The sequence below is a fragment of the Microvirga sp. HS2 genome (assembly GCF_055792805.1).
The window spans coordinates 56,369-75,972 of record NZ_JBVVAJ010000009.1 but is presented as its reverse complement, the minus strand read 5'-3'; the positions used below and the strand labels follow the sequence as shown (position 1 = coordinate 75,972).

The 19,604-nt window shown below is 61.0% G+C and carries 17 protein-coding genes; 10 read left to right on the top strand and 7 right to left on the bottom strand.

Going from position 1 to position 19,604, the window contains the following annotated elements; genetic code table 11:
- The first annotated feature begins 134 nt into the window (after positions 1 to 134).
- From ACS5Q0_RS10595 to ACS5Q0_RS10550, 10 genes are all read left to right on the top strand, one after another.
- The gene (locus ACS5Q0_RS10595) at positions 135 to 1,679 is read left to right on the top strand and encodes an ABC transporter substrate-binding protein (RefSeq protein ID WP_473126591.1); all 1,545 of its coding nucleotides are present in this window, start codon (positions 135 to 137) and stop codon (positions 1,677 to 1,679) included.
- 53 nt (positions 1,680 to 1,732) lie between these two features.
- Positions 1,733 to 2,677, top strand: coding sequence for an ABC transporter permease (locus ACS5Q0_RS10590; RefSeq protein ID WP_473126590.1), 945 nt, complete (start codon positions 1,733 to 1,735; stop codon positions 2,675 to 2,677).
- Positions 2,674 to 3,546, top strand: coding sequence for an ABC transporter permease (locus ACS5Q0_RS10585; protein ID WP_473126589.1), 873 nt, complete (start codon positions 2,674 to 2,676; stop codon positions 3,544 to 3,546). The genes ACS5Q0_RS10590 and ACS5Q0_RS10585 overlap by 4 nt, the downstream gene beginning before the upstream one ends.
- Position 3,547: 1 nt before the next feature.
- Positions 3,548 to 4,546, top strand: a complete 999-nt coding sequence (locus tag ACS5Q0_RS10580; RefSeq protein WP_473126588.1) for an ABC transporter ATP-binding protein — start codon at positions 3,548 to 3,550, stop codon at positions 4,544 to 4,546.
- The gene (locus tag ACS5Q0_RS10575; RefSeq protein WP_473126587.1) at positions 4,543 to 5,547 is read left to right on the top strand and encodes an ABC transporter ATP-binding protein; all 1,005 of its coding nucleotides are present in this window, start codon (positions 4,543 to 4,545) and stop codon (positions 5,545 to 5,547) included. Before ACS5Q0_RS10580 ends, ACS5Q0_RS10575 begins: the two co-directional genes overlap by 4 nt.
- 9 nt (positions 5,548 to 5,556) lie before the next feature.
- Positions 5,557 to 7,044, top strand: a complete 1,488-nt coding sequence (locus ACS5Q0_RS10570; protein ID WP_473126586.1) for a M81 family metallopeptidase — start codon at positions 5,557 to 5,559, stop codon at positions 7,042 to 7,044.
- A 44-nt stretch (positions 7,045 to 7,088) separates the two neighbouring features.
- Positions 7,089 to 8,267, top strand: a complete 1,179-nt coding sequence (locus ACS5Q0_RS10565) for a mandelate racemase/muconate lactonizing enzyme family protein (protein ID WP_473126585.1) — start codon at positions 7,089 to 7,091, stop codon at positions 8,265 to 8,267.
- A 363-nt stretch (positions 8,268 to 8,630) separates the two neighbouring features.
- On the top strand, positions 8,631 to 9,380 hold the full coding sequence (locus tag ACS5Q0_RS10560) for an SDR family NAD(P)-dependent oxidoreductase (protein WP_473126584.1): 750 nt from the start codon (positions 8,631 to 8,633) through the stop codon (positions 9,378 to 9,380).
- Between the two features lie 415 nt (positions 9,381 to 9,795).
- Positions 9,796 to 10,089 carry a hypothetical protein gene (locus ACS5Q0_RS10555; RefSeq protein WP_473126583.1) on the top strand — a complete coding sequence of 98 codons (294 nt, stop codon included), beginning with the start codon at positions 9,796 to 9,798 and terminating at the stop codon, positions 10,087 to 10,089.
- Between the two features lie 549 nt (positions 10,090 to 10,638).
- Positions 10,639 to 11,523 carry an AEC family transporter gene (locus ACS5Q0_RS10550; RefSeq protein ID WP_473126582.1) on the top strand — a complete coding sequence of 295 codons (885 nt, stop codon included), beginning with the start codon at positions 10,639 to 10,641 and terminating at the stop codon, positions 11,521 to 11,523.
- 110 nt (positions 11,524 to 11,633) lie between these two features.
- Here ACS5Q0_RS10550 and ACS5Q0_RS10545 read toward each other — a convergent pair whose 3' ends face one another.
- The 7 genes from ACS5Q0_RS10545 to ACS5Q0_RS10515 all read right to left on the bottom strand — a co-directional run bounded on the left by ACS5Q0_RS10545 (position 11,634) and on the right by ACS5Q0_RS10515 (position 19,487).
- Positions 11,634 to 12,665 (bottom strand): 4-hydroxythreonine-4-phosphate dehydrogenase PdxA, encoded by a 1,032-nt coding sequence (locus ACS5Q0_RS10545; protein ID WP_473126581.1) that lies wholly within the window; start codon positions 12,663 to 12,665, stop codon positions 11,634 to 11,636.
- Positions 12,666 to 12,700: 35 nt separating this feature from the next.
- Positions 12,701 to 14,224 (bottom strand): tripartite tricarboxylate transporter permease, encoded by a 1,524-nt coding sequence (locus ACS5Q0_RS10540; protein WP_473126580.1) that lies wholly within the window; start codon positions 14,222 to 14,224, stop codon positions 12,701 to 12,703.
- Between the two features lie 11 nt (positions 14,225 to 14,235).
- Positions 14,236 to 14,703 carry a tripartite tricarboxylate transporter TctB family protein gene (locus ACS5Q0_RS10535; RefSeq protein ID WP_473126579.1) on the bottom strand — a complete coding sequence of 156 codons (468 nt, stop codon included), beginning with the start codon at positions 14,701 to 14,703 and terminating at the stop codon, positions 14,236 to 14,238.
- A gap of 59 nt (positions 14,704 to 14,762) precedes the next feature.
- Positions 14,763 to 15,764: a Bug family tripartite tricarboxylate transporter substrate binding protein gene (locus ACS5Q0_RS10530; protein ID WP_473126578.1), complete on the bottom strand. Its 1,002-nt coding sequence runs from the start codon at positions 15,762 to 15,764 to the stop codon at positions 14,763 to 14,765.
- Positions 15,765 to 15,825: 61 nt separating this feature from the next.
- Positions 15,826 to 17,052 carry a CaiB/BaiF CoA transferase family protein gene (locus ACS5Q0_RS10525; RefSeq protein WP_473126577.1) on the bottom strand — a complete coding sequence of 409 codons (1,227 nt, stop codon included), beginning with the start codon at positions 17,050 to 17,052 and terminating at the stop codon, positions 15,826 to 15,828.
- 53 nt (positions 17,053 to 17,105) lie between these two features.
- On the bottom strand, positions 17,106 to 18,632 hold the full coding sequence (locus tag ACS5Q0_RS10520) for a malonate--CoA ligase (protein WP_473126576.1): 1,527 nt from the start codon (positions 18,630 to 18,632) through the stop codon (positions 17,106 to 17,108).
- A 57-nt stretch (positions 18,633 to 18,689) separates the two neighbouring features.
- Positions 18,690 to 19,487: an enoyl-CoA hydratase/isomerase family protein gene (locus ACS5Q0_RS10515; RefSeq protein ID WP_473126575.1), complete on the bottom strand. Its 798-nt coding sequence runs from the start codon at positions 19,485 to 19,487 to the stop codon at positions 18,690 to 18,692.
- Positions 19,488 to 19,604 lie beyond the last annotated feature (117 nt).

Sequence of the window (19,604 nt, the reverse complement as noted above, 5' to 3'; positions counted from 1 at the left end):
GAAGCGGGATATGAACTGTATCGGCCCGAGAGATGCGGAGGCCGGAAAAACACAGAATAGAACGAGGCCAAGGTACGACACGTGGAGCCTTGCAAAAGGGCATACGGACTTGGATCAGGACAAGGGAGGATAGGATGAAGCGGTGGAAAGGCTTTGGCATGGCCGCGTTGGGTGCGGCCATGCTGCTGACGGCCCCTGGAGTGGTTCTCGCTCAGAACAAGGGGGGCAATGTCGTCATCGGCATCGTTCAAGCTCCTCCGTCTCTCGACGCCCACGTGACCACGGCACAAGCAGCGCGGAACATCACGCTTCATATCTACGAAACGCTGTTCGCGCGGGACCAGAATGCGAAACCCGTCCCGGAACTCGCGGAAGGCGTAAAGATCTCCGAAGACGGAAAGACCTATGTCTTCCCGATCCGCCAAGGGGTCAAGTTCCACAACGGTAAGGAGCTTGATGCGAATGATGTCGTCACATCGATCGAGCGATATCGGAAGATCGGTGCATCCGCCGCGTTGCTGAGCGCTATCGATACCGTCCGGGCGACAGGCCCACGAGAGGTGACGATCACCCTCAAGAACGTGCAATCCACCTTCCTCGACAATCTGTCCTCACCGCGCGCGCCGATCGCGATCTATCCGGCCGAGGAGGCCGCAAAGCCCGCGAACCAGGTCAACTTCATTGGAACCGGGCCGTTCCGGTTCGTCGAGTACAAACCCGACAGCCACGTGAAGATCGAACGCTTTGACGGCTACGTGCCCAATCCCAATGCCAAGGGGCGCGATGGCCTTGCAGGCAAGAAGGAGGTCTATCTCGACTCCGTGACCTTCCGCTTCATGCCCGAAGCCGGCGCTCGCAATGCCGCGCTGGAAGCAGGCGAGGTGCAGCTCCTGGAAACCGTTGATGGACCGACGGCGAAGCGTCTTCAGAACGACAAGAAGTATGTCGTCTACAAGGTCCTGCCCTTCGCCTTTCAGGTGATCAAGTTCAATCACGCCCAGCCGCCCACGAGCGACTTGAATTTCCGTCTGGCCGTCCAGGCGGCGCTCGACATGGAAGAGGTGATGGCGATCTCTTATCCGGACATCTACCAGATGGACGGCGCGTGGCTCTATCCTGGAGCTGCGTTCTACAGCAGATCCAACACGGAAAAGTACAATCAGGCCGATCTCGCGGCCGCCAAGGCCCTGCTCGCAAAGTCGGGCTACAAGGGCGAGACGCTCACCTTCATCGTCGACAATCTGCGCGCCAACACCGACACCGCGACCGTGGTGCAGCAGCGGCTGAAGGACCTCGGCATCAATGTGGAGCTTTCGGTCGCTGATTGGCCGACCGTGTCGAAGATCGGCTTCACGCCGACCGGCTGGAGCTTTTGGGCACACGGCTACGGGATCGAACCCTACGAGGGGCCTGCCTCGGTGATGGCGCCTTGGGTTAACGGCACCTCGCAGCAGAAGAAGGACGAGGCGATCGACCAGTTCTACGCCGCCCTGACGACAACCATGGACGAGGACAAGCGCAAGCAGATCTTCGCCGACTTCCAGAAGCATATGTACGACAATGCCGTCGCCATGAAGGCCGGCAATTACGGTCTGTTCCAGGTCGCGAGCGCGAAACTTAAAAACTTCGAGCCGTCTCGCATCCCGCGGATGTGGGGCGTCTGGCTGGAACAGAACTGAGGCAGCAGGGTGGGTAGGGGCGCAGCCTCTGCCCGCCTTCGAAGGGAGGGATCATGGCGAGGTTCTTGACCAAGCGGCTTGCCGGCGCGTTTGTCGTCCTCGTGCTCGTGTCTCTGATGTCGTTCGCGATCATCTGGCTCGTGCCGGGCGACCCGACCGCGGCCTTCCTGGACACCAGCGCGACGCCCGAACAGGCGGCGCGGCTGCGTCACGAGCTCGGTCTCGACCAGCCTCTGATCATCCAGATGCTCGACTGGTACGGACGCATTCTGCATGGCGATCTCGGCCATTCGATTCTTCTGAACCGGAGCGTGACGGCCGCCATTCTCGAGCGCCTGCCTGTGACGCTTTCTCTTGCAGGCATCGCACTTGCCCTCGCCCTCTTGGCCGGAGTCTCGGCCGGTATCGTGGCGGCGGTCAATCACAACCGATGGCCCGACCAAGTGGTCATGACGGCAGCCTTGTTCGGATTGTCTATTCCGGACTTTTGGCTCGGAATCATGCTGATCCTGCTTCTGGCCGTGAAGATCGGCTTCTTCCCGACCGGCGGTTATGTTCCACTCAGCGAGGATCCTGTTCGCTGGCTTGGAAGCATCGTTATGCCGGCCCTGACGCTGGCCGTCATCCAGGTCGGGTTCATTGCGCGCATGACTCGGGCCTCGATGCTGGAGGTTCTGAGCCAGGACTTCATCCGCACCGCCGACGCCAAGGGGCTGACGCGGACCGAGATCATGCTGCGCCACGGACTTCCGAATGCGCTCGTTCCCGTTCTGACGGTTGCCGGGATCGTCGCGGGAGCCCTTCTCGGCGGCGCCGTGATCATCGAGCAGGTCTTCTCCATTCCCGGAGTCGGACGCCTCATCATCGGCGGGATCCTATCGCGCGACTACCCTGTCATTCAGGGGGGGCTGCTGTTCCTGGCCGTGATCTATCTCGGCGTGAATCTTGCCGTCGACATTCTCTATGCCGCCGTTGATCCGAGGGTGCGTCTCGAATGAGTGCTGTCCTGTCAGTTCCGGCGACCGCCAGTCAGAGCCCCACTTGGCACGTTGCGATGCGGCTCCTGCGCAATCGCTCCTTCCTGATCGGGGCGGGGCTCGTGCTTGCGATTGCCCTGATGGCGCTTCTTGCCGATGTGCTGGCACCCTTCGATCCACTGCGCAACAGCTTCCGGACCCGGCTTCGACCCCCAGATGGAACTTACTGGTTTGGGACTGACCATTTCGGCCGGGACATCCTATCACGTGTGCTCTTCGGTGCGCGAATATCCCTCACGATCGGCCTTCTGACAGCGCTCGTGACTGGCATTGCAGGTACGTTCATCGGGGCGACGGCCGGATTCTTCCGGGCGCTGGACAATCCCGTGATGCGCCTCATGGATGCGCTGATGGCATTTCCAGCCATTCTTCTCGCGATCGCGGTCGCGGCAGTCCTCGGCGCGTCGGTGTCGAACGTCATCATCGCCCTGGCGGTTGCGACGACGCCGCATACGGCTCGGATCGTGCGCGCTTCCGTTCTCGTCGTGCGTGAGCAGGAATTCGTCGAAGCCGCGCGGGCGCTCGGTGCGACTGAACTACGGGTGCTTTTCCGGCACGTCCTCCCCAATGCCCTCGGTCCATTGATTGTGCGCCTCACCTATGTGTTCGCCACGGCTATTCTGGCCGAGGCCGCCCTATCGTTCATTGGGGTCGGCCCGCCGCCGCCCGCGCCGTCCTTCGGCAGCATCATCGCACAAGGACGGGATTTCATCGCGGAGGCGCCATGGATCACGATCTTCCCGGGCCTTGCGATCATCGTGTCGGTCCTGGGATTGAACCTCCTCGGCGATGGTCTGCGCGATGTCCTCGATCCGCGGATGAGGACGTAGGATGACGGCGACGGCGCGCCCCGTTCTCGAGGTCAAAGGCCTCACGACGGCACTTGCCGGCGGAAAAATCCCGGTTCTCGAAGACGTCTCCTTCAGCCTCCAGCCCGGAGAGGTCGTTGGCGTGGTTGGCGAATCCGGAAGCGGAAAGAGCATGCTCGCCCTAGCCGTAATGGGCCTTCTCCCAAAGGCGGTTCGCCGCACCGCAGGACAAGTCCTGCTCGATGGCGAGGATCTGGCAAGGGGTGCGCCCGACCGCTGGCGCGAAAGGCGTGGAAGCGACCTCGCCATGATCTTCCAGGAACCGATGACGGCGCTCAATCCGGTCATGCGGGTCGGAGATCAGGTGGCCGAGGTGCTGCGCCGCCGGGGAGCCTCAGTCGCGAAAGCCAGGATAGAGGTGATCGATCTCTTCAGAAATGTCGAGATTCCCTCACCCGAGCAGCGCGTCAAGTCCTACCCACACGAGTTGTCGGGCGGCATGCGGCAAAGGGTCATGATTGCGATTGCGCTCGCGGCGAACCCGAAGGTTCTCATCGCCGATGAACCGACGACCGCGCTCGACGTGACCGTTCAGGCGCAGATCCTCGACCTGTTGCGAAAGCTGCAGAAGGAGAGAGGAGTGTCTCTCGTCTTCATCACGCATGATCTCGGAGTGATCGCGGAAGTCGCCGATCGGGTCCTGGTCCTATATGCCGGGCGCGTCGCAGAGATCGCGCCCGTCAGGAAGATTTTCGACAACCCGCAACATCCCTATACGCGCGCCCTGCTGTCCTCGATTCCGGAGATTGAGGGGCCGCGCGGACGTCTTGTGACCATCGAAGGCGCGGTGCCTTCCGTCGGAGCCATGCCCAAGGGATGCCGCTATGCGCCGCGCTGCCCATTTCGACGCGACATTTGCGAGCAGGAGCCGCCACGGCTCGGCCACGTATCGCCCGATCAGGCCGCGGCTTGCGTGCTGCCGTTCGGCTTCGAGCAGCCGCGGGAAGAGGCCTTGGCATGACGTCCGAAACAATGATCGAAGCGCGTGGCGTGACGAAGATCTTCAACGCCCGATCCGGGCTCTTTAGATCGCTATCCGCCGGCGCGCGTGCGGTAGACCGCATCGACCTCACGGTCCGATCGGGCGAAACCCTCGGCCTTGTCGGCGAATCCGGCTGCGGCAAGTCGACCACGGGCCGCCTGCTGCTTCGCCTGATCGAGCCGACCGCCGGATCCGTGCTCTTCAAAGGACGCGACCTGACGGAGCTGTCGAAGTCCGAGCTGCGGCGCAGCCGCAGCCAGATGCAGATCGTCTTCCAGGACCCCTACGGATCGCTCAATCCACGGATGACGATCGGCGACGCGATCGCCGAGGCTTACGTCATTCACGGCATCGGCGATCACGCCTCCCGGCAGCGTTCAGTCCTGGAGATGTTGGATCTGGTAAGCCTTTCGCGCTCGGCAGCGGCGCGTTATCCGCATGAGTTCTCCGGCGGACAGCGCCAGCGCGTCGGCATTGCCCGCGCCCTTGCGTTGAAGCCGAGTTTCGTCGTCTGCGACGAAGCAGTGTCGGCGCTCGATGTCTCCGTCCAGGCGCAGATCATCAACCTCCTGCAGGACCTGCAGCGCGAGTTGAAGCTGACCTACCTGTTCATCTCGCACAATCTTTCCGTCGTGCGTCATATTTCCGACCGCGTTGCGGTGATGTATCTTGGACGCATCGTGGAGATCGCTGGCGTCGATGCGCTGTTCACGCGTCCGACGCATCCGTACACGCAGGCGCTCCTCTCCGCCATCCCGCGATCCCATCCGGACGAGCCCCGTCAGCGGCATCCATTGACCGGGGATCTGCCGAGTGCGCTCGCCATTCCGAGGGGATGCCGCTTCGCGTCCCGTTGTCCATTCGTGCAGGATCGCTGCCGAACCGCCGACCCGCCGCTTGAACCGATGCCCGATCATCGTCTCGTCGCGTGCCACCGCGCCGCCGACGGCACGATTCCCGTGCGCACCTTGAATTCGTGAGGAAACACGATGCCCCAGCTTTTGATCGTCGAGTGCATGCAGGAAATCTCCTCCTTCAATCCGCTACCGTCCCAGTACGAGAACTTCCATGTCGAACGCGGCGAGGAGCTTTATGCCCAGCGGGGCCTCAACACCGCCATCGGCGGTGCCCTGGCCGTGTTCGAGACCGATGCCGACGTGACGCTCGTTCCGGGCATCGGAGCGCGGGCAGGGAGTGCCGGTCTTCTGTCGGCAGAAGGCTGGCGAAGGCTGTCCTCGGAAATTCTGAACGAGGTCGAGACTCGGATTGCCGGCGTGGACGGGATCTACGTATCGCTGCATGGGGCGATGGGCGCGGACGGCGAGCTCGACCCGGAAGGATATCTCATGACCACAATCCGGGGCATGGCCGGACCCGATATGCCGATCGTGATCTCGCTCGACCTGCACGGAATCCTGACCGATAGGATGCTGCGCCAGATCGACGGATTCGCGATCTATCACACCTATCCCCATGTCGATTTCGCCGATACCGGGCGGCGTGCCGCCGAACTCCTCCTGGAATTGCTCCGCGGCAGCACGAAACCCGTCATCGCCCGTGCGGTCATCCCTGCGCTGGTGCGCGGGGATGAGCTGATCACGCGGACCGGCTGCTACGGCGACCTCATTCGGGAGTGTCAGCGGATCGAGCGAGATGGAACTGCGTTGGCCGCAGGTATCATGATCGGCAACCCATTTACAGACGTGCCAGAGCTCTGCTCTCAGGTTCTGGTGATGACAGACGGGGATGAAGGCGTCGCCCGTCGCGAGGCCGAGCGACTGGCGGAGGAGTTCTGGCCGCAGCGGTTGCGGATGCAGGGCAAGTTGATTTCGCTCGAGCGCGCCATCGCTCAGGCGAGCACGATCGGTAGCCCTGTGGTCTTCACGGATGCGGCCGACGCCACATCATCGGGCGCCACAGGTGACTCCAATGTCATTCTCAAGGCGCTGCGGGACGCAGGATATGCAAAGCGCGTTCTTGCTCAGGTCGTCGATCCTCGGGCGGCTGCTGCAGCTCACAAGGCAGGCGTCGGTGCCACGATCGACGTGACCCTCGGCGGTTTCTACGACGCGCGGCGTTTCGAGCCGATGCCGGTACGGGCCGAGGTTCAGCTTCTGTCGAATGGCCACTCACGGCTCGAGACTATGAAGACAGGTCTCTACGCAGGCCCCACTGCTGGTCTGACCTTCGAAAACTTTACGGTGGTTGTCCTCAGCCGCACGGTCAGCCTGTTCGACCGCGCCATGTACTATTCCAGTGGGCTCGATCCACAGGACTTTGACCTGATCGTCGTCAAGTCACCCCACACGGAGCATCACATGTATGATGGCTGGGTCGAGAAGAACTTCAACATCGACGCGCCGGGCGCAACATCGGCGAATCTGAAGAGCCTCGGGCACACGGTCTGCGCCCGGCCCATGTATCCGCTGGACGAGAACGTCGCATTTACTCCGAGTTCCACCATTTATCGGCGCTAGTGCATCGAGCAGCAAAAGAGCAACATCCATATCCGGTCATGCCCATGAAGATTGAATCGGTCGATTTCTTTTACCTTGCAATGCCTGAAATCACGACGGAGGCGGACGGTAGCCAGGACGCCCTGCTGGTCCGCGTCACAGCAGGCGGGTATAGCGGCTGGGGCGAGTGCGAGGCCTCGCCTCTCGTGTCGATCGCGGGTTTTGTCTGCCCCATGTCCCATGGGGTGTGCCGTCCCGTCGGCGCCTCGGTCCTGGGGCAGACCATCGACTCTCCCGCGGATATAGAGCGCATCGCCGCGGAGGTCGAATACAACAGCATGGATCTGCTGCAGGCTGCGCACACCTTCTCGGGAATCGAGATGGCGCTTTGGGACCTCCTTGGAAAGGTGAGAGGTGAGCCCGTCTGGAAGCTTCTCGGGTATCAAGCTTCCCACAGGAAGACACCTTATGCGTCGCAGCTTTTCGGCGATACTCCGCATGAGACCTACCAGGGCGCGATGAAAGCTCGGAACGATGGCTTCAGAGCCGTCAAGTTCGGCTGGGGTCCGATCGGGCGGGGGCAGGTCGAGAGTGACGAAGAGCATTTCCGGGCGGCGCGCGAAGGGCTTGGACCTGATGGCATCCTCCTTGTCGACGTCGGGCAGATCTGGGGGGAGGATGTGGAGGCGGCTGCAGCAAGACTTCCGGCGCTGGAGGCGGCGGGCGCCGTCTGGCTGGAGGAGCCATTCCATGCCAGTGCCCTTGAGGCCTATGGTGCGCTCGCCCGGCGCAGCGCCAAGGTGAAGATCGCCGGCGGGGAGGGGGCGCACAATGTCTTTATGGCGCGGCATCTCATCGATTATGGCGGCGTCGGCTTCATCCAGATCGATTGTGGTCGCATCGGCGGCATCGGCCCTGCCAAGAAGGTTGCGGATTATGCGGCAGCCCGCGATGTCACGTTCGTGAACCATACTTTCACGTCACACCTCGCCCTCAGTGCATCGCTGCAGCCTTATGCCGGTCTTGCGGACCACACGATCTGCGAGTTCCCGTTTGCACCCAAACCTGTAGCCCGAGAGTTCACGGCCAACGCCTTGCAGCGGGACAAAAACGGAGAGATCGCGGCTCCCGATGCGCCAGGGCTCGGGATCGAGATCGATCTGGAGGGCGTCCGCAAATATCTGCTCGATGTCGAGATCAAGGTATCGGGCCAAACGCTCTATGTGACGCCGGAGCTAACCTAGACTAGGCTTCCGGCGCCGGTCGTCCCGCTGTCGGAAGATCCTCCAGACCGGAAACCGGATATGTCAGGTCTTGCCGACGGTGCGATGTTGCTCGTAGTCTCAGGTCTGCTTTGTGGCTTACGGTTGAAGCGTACCGGTATGCAGAAGCCTCTTCCCCGGCTCCGTTCCCCTATCTGCGCCTCGGCTTCGCTGCAATGGTGGAGCCATCTTCTTCGGCGAGCCTGTGTTGCCGGATGTTTTTCTTGGCGCGGGCTCGATTGTGGCAAGCGCGATCGTCATCATCTCCGAACCCAAGGCCAAGATTCCCAATCTCGAACAAAATCGGGTACGCTTGGCGTTGCAATGGAAGGGAAAGAATAGGCAATGAGCAGCGATAGACGATTTCAAGGGCGCAGGGCCGTCGTGACCGGAGGCGCATCGGGCATTGGCCTTGGCGTTGCCGCAAGGCTCGTGTCCGAAGGGGCGCAGGTGGCGATCTGGGATGTGAGCCAGGACGCGCTTGCGGACGCCCGCAACACGATCGGCGCGGGCATGACAGGCATCAGCGTTGACATCGCAGACCCCGCGGGTGTGCGGGCCGCCCAGGCAGAAACACTCGCTGCTCTCGGCGGCGTCGATATTCTCGTGGCAAGTGCTGGCATCACGGGACCGAACACGACGACCTGGGAGTATCCTGTCGATGCCTGGCGGAAAGTGATCGACATCAACCTCAACGGCCTGTTCTACTGCAACCGCGCCGTCGTTCCGGCGATGCTGGAGGGTGGCTATGGTCGCATCGTGAATGTGGCCTCGATCGCGGGCAAGGAGGGCAACCCCAATGCCTCTGCCTATAGCGCGTCGAAGGCCGCTGTCATTGGTCTTACGAAGTCTCTAGGGAAAGAACTCGCCAAAAACAATATAACAGTGAACTGCGTCACGCCGGCTGCGGTCCGCACGCCTATCTTCGACCAAATGAGTCAGTCCCATATTGACTACATGCTCTCCAAGATCCCCATCGGACGCTTCGGGACGGTGGAGGAGGTGACCGCCCTGATCTGCTGGCTGGCGAGCGAGGAATGCTCGTTCACGACCGGCGGTGTTTTCGATATCTCGGGTGGACGAGCAACCTATTGATGCGGCCTCGTTCTATTCCTTCCGCGGGTCGCCTGGAATCGGGGGGACGGCTTCCTGAACCGGAGGGGAGAGCATATAGCCGCCTCGTCAGACTTATCTCTATGGATCGGGAAAGGTCTGGGTGAGGCGGTTTATGAGAAGCCGGTCTCCCACAAGTGGATCAAGCCGAACCGGTCGCGAGGCGTCACAATCATCCTCATGGGAGGTGTGCAATCCGCAATTGCGGGAACATCCCCACAGTCGATCTGCGCGTCATCAACATTGTTGCGGGTCGTCTCTCTTCCTTGCCTCGGCGTCGGTTTGCGATTGGCCCTGGAAAGATCGCCAACTTAACGAATGTGAGACTGATCCGCAGTAAAGAACAATATGCGTGCCGGGAGACTTTGCCTGCCGGCCCTCATTGTTGGGAAGGTTTATGGCCAAACGATCCGAGCTGCTGAATGCCTACGAACAGATGGTAGCTGCAGAGGAGGAGAAGCACCGTTTGATTCCAGAGCGGCTTGTGACGCTCATTGCGGATAAGCCCTGGATCAAGGCTGTGAGCCAACACACACAAGCCCGCCAAGCCTTTTTGGAAGCAGCGATGGAGTTCTGCCGAGCCGAGAAAGCCAAAGCGCGGAAGACTTGTCGCAAAGCGAATGCAAAGCAGAAACTTAGGGCATATTCTGAAGAACTACATGGACCTCGGGATCGGCTGCCCTCTCCGTGACAAAGTGAGACATCGTTGTCGTCACGCAAGCCCCCTCAAAGCGCTGCAATTGCTAAGCGAGCCTCCTTCTCCATTGAACTCCTTGATCGATGTGGAAGCTTTCAATGCAGGAAACTTCTCATGCACGATGATTGTCCTCAAGTATGTCATCCGCTGAGCTCCGATAATGCATCTAGCCGAGACTGAGAACCAGGTGCGAAAGCAAGGTATTGTTTTGCGTTGAGGGGCTAGAGAGGACTATTTCCTAGGAAGCTCCGGTGTGCAGAAGAAAAAAGAATGTTGCTTCGAGCAAGGCTCTTCAGGGACACCTGTCGCAATGCATCACAGGCGAAGGATACTTTACGATTTGGACGAAAGGGGCGTTTACACATCTGACGGCGTCTGACAATCTTCATGCTTATGCAGTCCTGGCATCGTACTGCGGCACGATCGATGAGGTTTGTCTCCTAATCACGAACGAGAATCCCGCATGTGCGGGCGTTCGCCGAGTGCAGCTTGAATGTCCTCACCTTCGCGCAGGTGATTGTCAGTCGAATCCGGATCGCTTCCATGCTCCTTCTTCTTGCCTCTGTGGTGCTCCCGGTCCTGATTACGGTCGGGATCGGCTTCGTGTGGGCGCGCCTGGGCTACAAGCTGGAATCGCGGGATCTGACAGCCCTTATTTCCGATGTGGCAACGCCCTGCCTGGTCATCGGGACATTCCAGACCTCGCGCCTGTCCTTCGAAGCATTCACGGCCGTTGCAGCCGCCGCCGGAACAGCCATTGTACTCTTCGCCGTCATTGGAGCGTTGCTGCTGTGGAGCACGGGGCTGCGTATCCGGACATTTCTGCCGTCTATTGCTTTCCCGAATGCCGGAAACCTCGGCCTGCCACTCTCACTTTATGCCTTCGGGCCTGAAGGGTTGGGCTACGCCATCGCGTTCTTCTCGATCTCCTCGGTTGCAAATTACACTCTTGGACAGGCCATCGCGGCGGGCCAGGCCAATTGGCGAGGGTTGCTCCGCTTGCCTCTGCTCTATGCCGTGGCGGTCGGCATTGCGCTGTCCTTCTGGGGGATCGAATTGCCGTCGCCGATCGCCAAGACCATTGCGCTGATTGGCAATCTGACGGTTCCCCTGATGCTGTTGATGCTCGGAGCATCCTTGAGCCGCCTGAAAGTGGCCTCCTTCGGCCGCGCTGCTGCGGTTACCGCGTTCCGGATCGGAGGGGGCGCGCTGATCGGAACTCTGGTCGCGATGGTGTTCGACCTGACGGGGAGCATGAAAGCCGTACTGATCCTTCAATCCGCTAATCCCGTTGCGGTCTATAACTACCTCTTCGCGCAGCGCTGGAATAATGAACCCGAGGAGGTAGCAGGCGTGGTCGTGCTGTCTACGATGGTCTCTATCGTGACGATCCCGCTCCTCTTGGTCTGGCTGAACGCTTCGGTCTAGAGCGCTTCCCGGCGAAGCGGATCCGGCCCGCCGTCATTAATGCGGCTCTGGCTCTCGCGTCTCCATGCACCAGATTGATGCCGAGATCCGCAGGAAGTCCCCAGACGTTGTTACGCCTGCATCGCAACCCGAAGACGCGAAGAAGCCATCTCGGCTGCGAGCAGCACAGCGGCGCGGGTCGCTCCGATATTGGCGATGCCGCGTCCTGCGATGTCATAGGCGGTTCCATGCGCTGGGGTGCAGATGGGGAACGGAAAGCCGCCGAGCAGGGTGACACCGCGGTCGAACCCCATGAGCTTCATCGCGATCTGCCCCTGGTCATGGTACATGGTCAGGACGGCATCGAACGCACCATTCTTGGCGCGCAGAAAGACCGTATCCGACGGAAAGGGCCCGTCGGCACTGATATCCAATCGCTTCGCCTCCTCGACGGCAGGCCCGATCACATCGATTTCCTCGCGCCCGAAATTGCCGCCGTCTCCGGCATGTGGGTTCAGGCCGGCGACTGCGATGCGCGGGCGTGCGAACCCAGCCGCGCGCATGGCGGTGTCAGTGAGCTTGAGGCCGCGCAGGACGCGCTCGACTGTCATGAGGCCGGCGACTTCGGATAAGGGCACATGCGATGTGACCCGGGCATTCCACAGATCACCGAGCACGTTAAACTCGCTTGCAGGGCCCGCCATCCCGATCACTTCGGCCGAGAAGCTGATCTCGTCATCGTAGGGTGGGTGGGCAAGACGCATGGCGTTCTTGTTGAACGGAGTGAAGCAGACCGCATCGGCCTGTCCGCTATTGGCCAGAGTCAGGGCCAGCCGGTAATTGGCCAGCGCGAAGCGGCCACCCTCATCAGAAGCGACACCTTGTCTGATCGTGAGGGGATCCAGATGACCGAGATCGATGAAGACCGTCTCTTTCCCAGCCTGGTCCGCTTCTTCCGCCGAAACGGTAAGGACATCCGGCTTGACGCCGGCGATCTCGGCCCCCCGGTCGAAGACTCTTCGATCTCCGATTATGGTGAAGTGCGCAGCTTCACGCACCTCATCAAGAGCCAGTAGCTTTGCGGTGAGTTCCGGGCTGATGCCAGCCGGGTCGCCCATGGCTAGGGCGATTGTGGGCTTTTCTCGTGATGCGCTCTGGGTCATCGTCGGCTTTCCTGCCATTCGTTCACTTCTCTTCCCTATTCGGTCAAAGCCTTCGGTGTCCGGACAGACTTGGGGCGCCGGGCCCAGAGTGCGCCCACGATCGGCATCAGAAGGAATGCGATGCCGAGCGTCACGAGAGACGTCACAAGGGCATTGTCGAAGAAGATTTTCACTGAGCCATTCGAAATCAACATCGCTTGACGGAAGGCATCTTCCGCCTTGTCGCCGATCACCATGGCGAGAACCAATGGGGCAATAGGATAGTCCAATTTCTTGAACAGGTATCCCAGGATGCCGAAGCCCATCATCAGCATGACATCGAGATATGAGTTCGACACCGAATAGGCACCGACCGTGATGATGATGAAGATCAATGGAGCGATGATGAAGAACGGTACACGCATCATGGCCGCGAAGACAGGCACGGTGAGGAGTACGAGGACAAGGGCCACGACATTGCCGAGATACATGCTCGCGATCAGTCCCCAGACGAAATCCTTCTGCTCCACGAACAGCATGGGACCTGGATTAAGGCCCCAGATCATGAGCCCGCCCATCATGACAGCGGCTGTCGCCGATCCGGGAATGCCGAGCGAAAGCATTGGGAGGAGAGCGCTCGTGCCGGCAGCGTGATCGGCTGTTTCAGGAGCGATGATCCCGTCCTGCTCGCCGCGGCCGAAATTCTCCTTACGTGGCGAGAAACGCTTGGCGATGGCATAACTCATAAAGGATGCCGCCGTGGGACCGCCGGGCGTGATCCCCATCCAGCAGCCGATGGCGGCGCTGCGCAGGAGGACCCAGCCGTGACGGGGAAGACTCGCGATGGTCCGAAACACCTCGCGCCACTCGATCTTCGAATTGACGCTCCTGATGGTGGCGGACTCGTCTTCGACGGCAAGGAGAAGCTCGCCGATGCCGAACAGGCCCATCACGGCTACGACGAAACTCACACCTTTGACGAGCTCGTCAACGCCCATGGTGAGTCGGACGCTGCCCGATACCGTATCGATCCCCACTGCGGCCAGGGCAAAGCCGATCGACAATGAAACCAGCGTCTTCGTCGGTGTTGCGCCGCCCATGCCGATGAAGCTCGAGAAGGCGAGGAAGTAGACACCGAAATACTCAGCGGGGCCGAACTGGAGGGCGACACTGGCAACCCAGCTCGCCAGAAGTGTGATCAGGATCACGCCCACCAGCGCGCCGAACGCCGCCGAGCCGAAGGCCGTGGCGAGGGCCGTCGTCGGGCGTCCGTCCCGTGCCATGGGGTATCCGTCCAGGGTCGTCGCGACGGAGGAGGGCTCCCCTGGAATGTTGAAGAGAATCGAGGTGACGGAGCCACCGAACAGTGCGCCCCAATACATGCTGGAGAGCAGGATAATGGCCGAGACCGGCTCCATGCCGAAGGTGAGTGGCAGGAGGAGGGAAACTCCATTCGGAGCGCCTAGTCCCGGCAGGACTCCTACCAGAATGCCGAGCAGCACCCCAACCAGCATCAGGCCGATATGGTAGAACGACAGGGCAATCCCGAAGCCATGGAGCAGTTCTGATACGTTTTCCACGCGAGATCTCCCTAAAAGCCAAGTACGCTGCCGAGCCAACCGCGCGGCAATGGAACCTGGAAGGTCTGCTCAAAGAGGAAGTACAGCGTGAGGATGGTTACTGCGGCAGCGCTGCCGGTGCGCCACCACGCCAGTCCATGCTGGATCATCAGCATCCAGAACAGGTATCCTGCGCAGGCCACATAGATGCCAACGACGGGAATGACGGCCACGAAGACGACAGCCGGCAGAAACAGGCCCGCCAGTCTTCGCAATTCGGTCATTCCCACGATCGCGTGGTTCGGGCCAGCCAAGCCTTTGATGAGATTGAAGAGGCTGCCACCCAGAATAAGGACGCCGGCGATGAGTGGGAAGGTACCCGATCCTACCCCTCCTTCGGACCAGCCGCTCCCGACGGCAATGCTGGATGTGATGACGGCAAGACCAAAGGCTCCGGTCAGGAGCGCAGTCGCGGCCTCTAAGCTGCGGCGATGAATCATGCTTGCTCCTCGAATGAAAGAGATAGCTGCGGCGGAGGCCCGCCGCAGCATTCACACGTTCAGTTCGAGACGAGCCAGCCCTGTTCGATAGCAACCTTGCGGTTCTGCTCAAGGTCCTGCTCGTTCAGCTTCTTGAATGCATCCCCAGTGATGAACTCACTCGTCTGCGAGGTGCGCTCGATGTACTCTTTCCATTCGGGCGTGGCCTGAACCTTCTTCAGAAGGTCGACATAGTATGCGACCTGGTCTGGCGTCACGCCGGCTGGGAGCCATACCGTCCGGGGCTGCGAGTATTGCGGCACGTTGATACCGCTTTCAACACAGGTTGAAATGTCCTGCCACCCCTCCGTGCTCGTGACCTTGGGACCCTCAGGGAGACGCTTGGTGTTGAAGACGCAGAGTGGTCTTTGCGTGCTGCCGCGCCACTGCCCGATGCTCTCGGAGGGATTGTTGACGTGAGAGGTGATGTGGCCGCCAGCAAGCTGGACTGCGGCCTCGCCTCCGCTCTTGAAGGGGATGTAGGTGATCTTGACGTTTGCCGCTTTCTCGATGAGCCGGGTCAGCGTCTCGTCCGTGTCCTTCGATTGCGCTCCACCCATCTTGAAGTCGCCAGTCTTGGCAGCCTCGATGTAATCCTTCGCAGTCTTATAAGGCGAATCCTGCTTCACCCAGAGCAGGAATTCATCCGACGCGACGGCGGCGATCGGCGTGAGATCTGTATGCTTGAATGCGACTTTCGACACCAGCGGCTGATTCCAGGCGTTGGATGTGCCGAAAATCACCTTGTAGGGGTCGCCTGCCTGCGACTTGCCGTAGACGTAGCCTTCCGCGCCGCTGCCACCGCCCTTGTTCGAGACAATGATCGACTGATCGATCAGGTTGTGCTTGGAGATGATGCTCTGAACCGTGCGGGCCAGGTTGTCGGTGCCGCCGCCGGGACCGGCAGTAGCGATGAACTCGATCGATTTTGTAGGCTTCCACTCAGCCTGCGCTGCGCTCGCGCCGAGAAGCGCTATTGCAGTGCTGGCGAGCGTTGTCGCGACTCTCCATGAAACGGACATTCCTCACTCCTTGGGTTTCCTCGGTATTGTTGCCCATGCCGTCTTGAATGCGGCATTATCTTCAGGCCACCTTCTCGCGGGCGGCTGAAAGATCGGTACAGACCACGGCACCTTCATTCTGAAGGCTGGCGATCTCATTCTCTGAGAATCCGGCTTGCTCCAGGATCGCGCGTGTGTCTTCACCGTAGACTGGCGCACCTTTGCGCACGTCACCGGGTGTATTCGAGAATTTGACTGGCAGGCCCAGCGTCTTGACGCTGCCGAGAGTCGAATGCTGGACCTCGACAAGCATCTTGCGGGCGCTCGTCTGGGGATCGCTCAGGGCCTGCAACATGTCGAGGACAGGTCCGCACGGCACTCCCTTCTCGTCCAGAATGTCGAGCCAGTATGCCGCCGGCTTTGTGCGGAAGCGGCGGGCGAGCTCTGTCTCGAGTTCAGGGAGGTGACCCATGCGGTCGGCGCCTGTCCGGAACCGGGGATCATCAGCAAGCTCGGGGGCGCCGATGGCGTCGAGCGTGCGCAACCAGTTCCGCTGGTTCGCGCCTCCGACCACGATCCAGCCGTCGTCGGCTTCAAAGGCTTGATAGGGCGCATTGAGAGGATGCGCCGAACCCAGAGCCTTAGGGGCGACGCCCGTCGCCAGTGCGATCGCCGATTGCCAATAGGTCTGAACCAAGGCGGCTTCGAAGAGGGAGGTCTCGACCCATTGCCCTTCGCCCGTCTTGAGGCGGTGCGTGTAGGCTGCGAGGATCCCCATGGCTGCAAGGAGGCCCGCTGTAATGTCCGAGAGCGGCGGTCCGCATTTGGCAGGTGGCCCGCCTGGTTCGCCCGTGAAGCTCATAATTCCGCTCATGGCCTGGGCTACGAGATCGAAGCCGCGCCGATCCTTGTAGGGGCCAGTCCGGCCGAAGCCGGAAAGGGAGCAATAGATGAGGCCAGGGTTCTCTTTCTTCAGGTCCTCATAACCGAAGCCGAGGCGCTCCATCACGCCCGGTCCAAAATTCTCGACGAGTACGTCGGCGCCTTGCACGAGCTGGCGCAGGACCTTCTTGCCGCCGTCCGTTTTGAGGTCGAGAACGATGCCGCGCTTGTTGCGGTTCATCATCATATAGGCGGCGGATTCATCACCGATCTTCGGAGGCAGCATGCGCCGCGTGTCATCGCCATCGGGCGACTTCTCGATCTTGATCACGTCGGCGCCCATATCGGCGAGCATGAGCGTACAGGTCGGCCCCGCCATGACATGCGTCAGATCGATGACCTTCATTCCCTTCAGTGGACCCATCATATCCTCGTCTTTAACCTGTGACGTGGTTTTCGGCGGTGCAGCCCGCGCTGCTGTCATCCGGCCCGGCGGCGCTCATACAGATCGTTGAACTGTTCGCGCAGAACGTTCTTCTGAACCTTGCCCATCGTGTTGCGCGGCAGCTCACTGACGAAAATTACGCGTTTGGGCTGCTTGAACTTGGCGAGGGTGTCACGCACGCTCGCCAGGATCTTTTCCTCTGTTAGCGAGGCACTTGCCTCAGGCACGACGATTGCCGTCACCCCTTCGCCGAAATCAGGGTGGGGCACGCCAATGACCGCCGATTCCTGCACGCCTTCGATCGCGTCGATGGCGAGCTCGATCTCCTTCGGGTAGACGTTGAAGCCGCCTGTGATGATGAGATCCTTGCCGCGTCCGACGATATGGACATAGCCACGTTCATCGATCTTCCCGACGTCGCCGGTGATGAAGAAACCGTCGGAGCGAAACTCGGCGGCGGTCTTTTCCGGCATGCGCCAGTAGCCCTTGAAGACGTTCGGTCCCCGAACCTCGATCATCCCGATTTCCCCGGTGCCGAGCTGGCTGCCGGTTTCCGGATCGGCAATGCGCAGCTCGACGTCGGGCAGGGGAAAGCCGACCGTTCCGGCGATCCTATCCCCGTTATAGGGATTCGACGTGTTCATGCCCGTTTCGGTCATCCCATAACGCTCAAGGATCGCGTGACCCGTGCGCGTCGCGAATTCATCGTGGGTCGACGCCAGGAGCGGAGCCGATCCCGAGATGAAGAGGCGCATATGTGCTACGCGTTCGCGCGTGAATTCCGGGTGCTCCAGAAGGCGGGTGTAGAAGGTCGGAACGCCCATCATCACCGTCGCCTGCGGCAGCAGCCGGATCGCCTCGTCAGCATCGAATTTCGGCAGGAAGAGCATCGAGGCATGCGCGGCAAGCACCACGTTGGTCGCAACGAACAAGCCGTGGGTATGATAGATCGGCAGAGCATGGAGAAGCACGTCGCCTGCCGTAAAGCGCCAATAATCGACCAGGGTCAGCGCATTCGACATCAAGTTGCGGTGGGTCATCATGGCGCCCTTGGAGCGCCCGGTCGTGCCGGAGGTGTAAAGGATCGCAGCAAGGTCGTCCGGACCGGCGGGATGATCCTCGAATGTCTCGGATCGGCCGGACGCCAGCTCCATGAGGCTTCCATCGCCAGCCGTTCCGAGGGTTTCGGCCCGGCCGCCGACCTTGGCGGCCAGAATCGAGATCTCGGCTCGGGCGGAGGGCCGGCAGACGACCAGCCGGGGCTCGGCATCGCCGACGAAATAATCGACCTCGCTGGCGGTGTAGGCCGTATTCAGCGGCAGATACACAGCGCCGGCCCGCACGCATGCCACGTAAAGAGCGAGCGCCTCGGGGGATTTGTCGATCTGAACGGCAACGCGATCGCCAGGCGTCACCCCGCAGGCGCGCAAGGCATGGGCAATACGCGCGGTCAGCGCGAAGAAACGCCGATAGGTGTACGTGCTGCCGTCCGGCGTTTCCAGAAAGACCTTGTCGTCAGCTTCTGAGGGGACTTGGAAGAGCGGAAGCAACGTCGTTGTCATGGGCGAATGACTCTATTGATGTCGGCTGGTGCCGGGCAGAGAATGGATGGGGAAACTTCATTCCCCTTTGAAGTTCGGAGAGCGCTTGTTGAGGAACGCATCGATTCCCTCACGGAAATCTTGGCTCATGTAGCACTTGAGGATCAGATCCTCGCCCTCGTCCGGGAGAAGGGCCGGCCGCAGTCGGCGCAAGGCCTCCTTGCAGGATTGGAGGGTGAGCGGAGCGTGACCTGCTATTGTGCGGGCCAGTTCCTCGGCGCGGGACAGCAGGGCGTCCGCATCATTGACCACTTCGCTGACCAGGCCGATCTGCAGTGCCTCGGGAGCCTCGATCAAACGCGCCGTGAAGATCATTTCCTTCAGGCGGGCCGGGCCGATGAGGGCAGCAAACCGGCTGTAGTTGGACATGGAGAGACAGTTACCGAGCGTGCGGGCAATCGGCAGGCCGAAGCGCGCATTGCCGGCGGCGATGCGCAGATCGCAGCAGCCGGCGATCCCGGCTCCGCCGCCCGTGCAGGCGCCGGCGATGGCCGCGATCGTCGGGACGCGGCAGGTCTCAAGAGTGCCAAGCACGCGATCGATGCGCCGCTCATAGCCGAGAGCATCCTCAGGGCTGTCGAAGGCGCGGAACTGCGAAATATCCGTACCTGCCGCAAAGGCCTTGCCTCCGGCTCCGGTGAGCACCATGGCTCGGATCGAGCGATCCTCGTTGACGGAGGAGCAGATCTCCGCAAGGCGCTCGTACATCCCGAAGGTGAAAGCGTTGCGGGCCTGAGGTCTGTTGAAGGTGACGAAGGCGATACCGTCCCGCTGTTCGTACAGGATCTCGTCAGTCGGCGTGGTGGTCATATCCATCGGAAGCCTCGGTCCGGTCGTTGTTTCCCCAGCCATCGTTGATGCCGGAGCACTCTCGTTCAGATCGTTCTCGCGGTGCTAACCTAGCGGCAGTCGAAAAAGTGAATGCAAAAATTC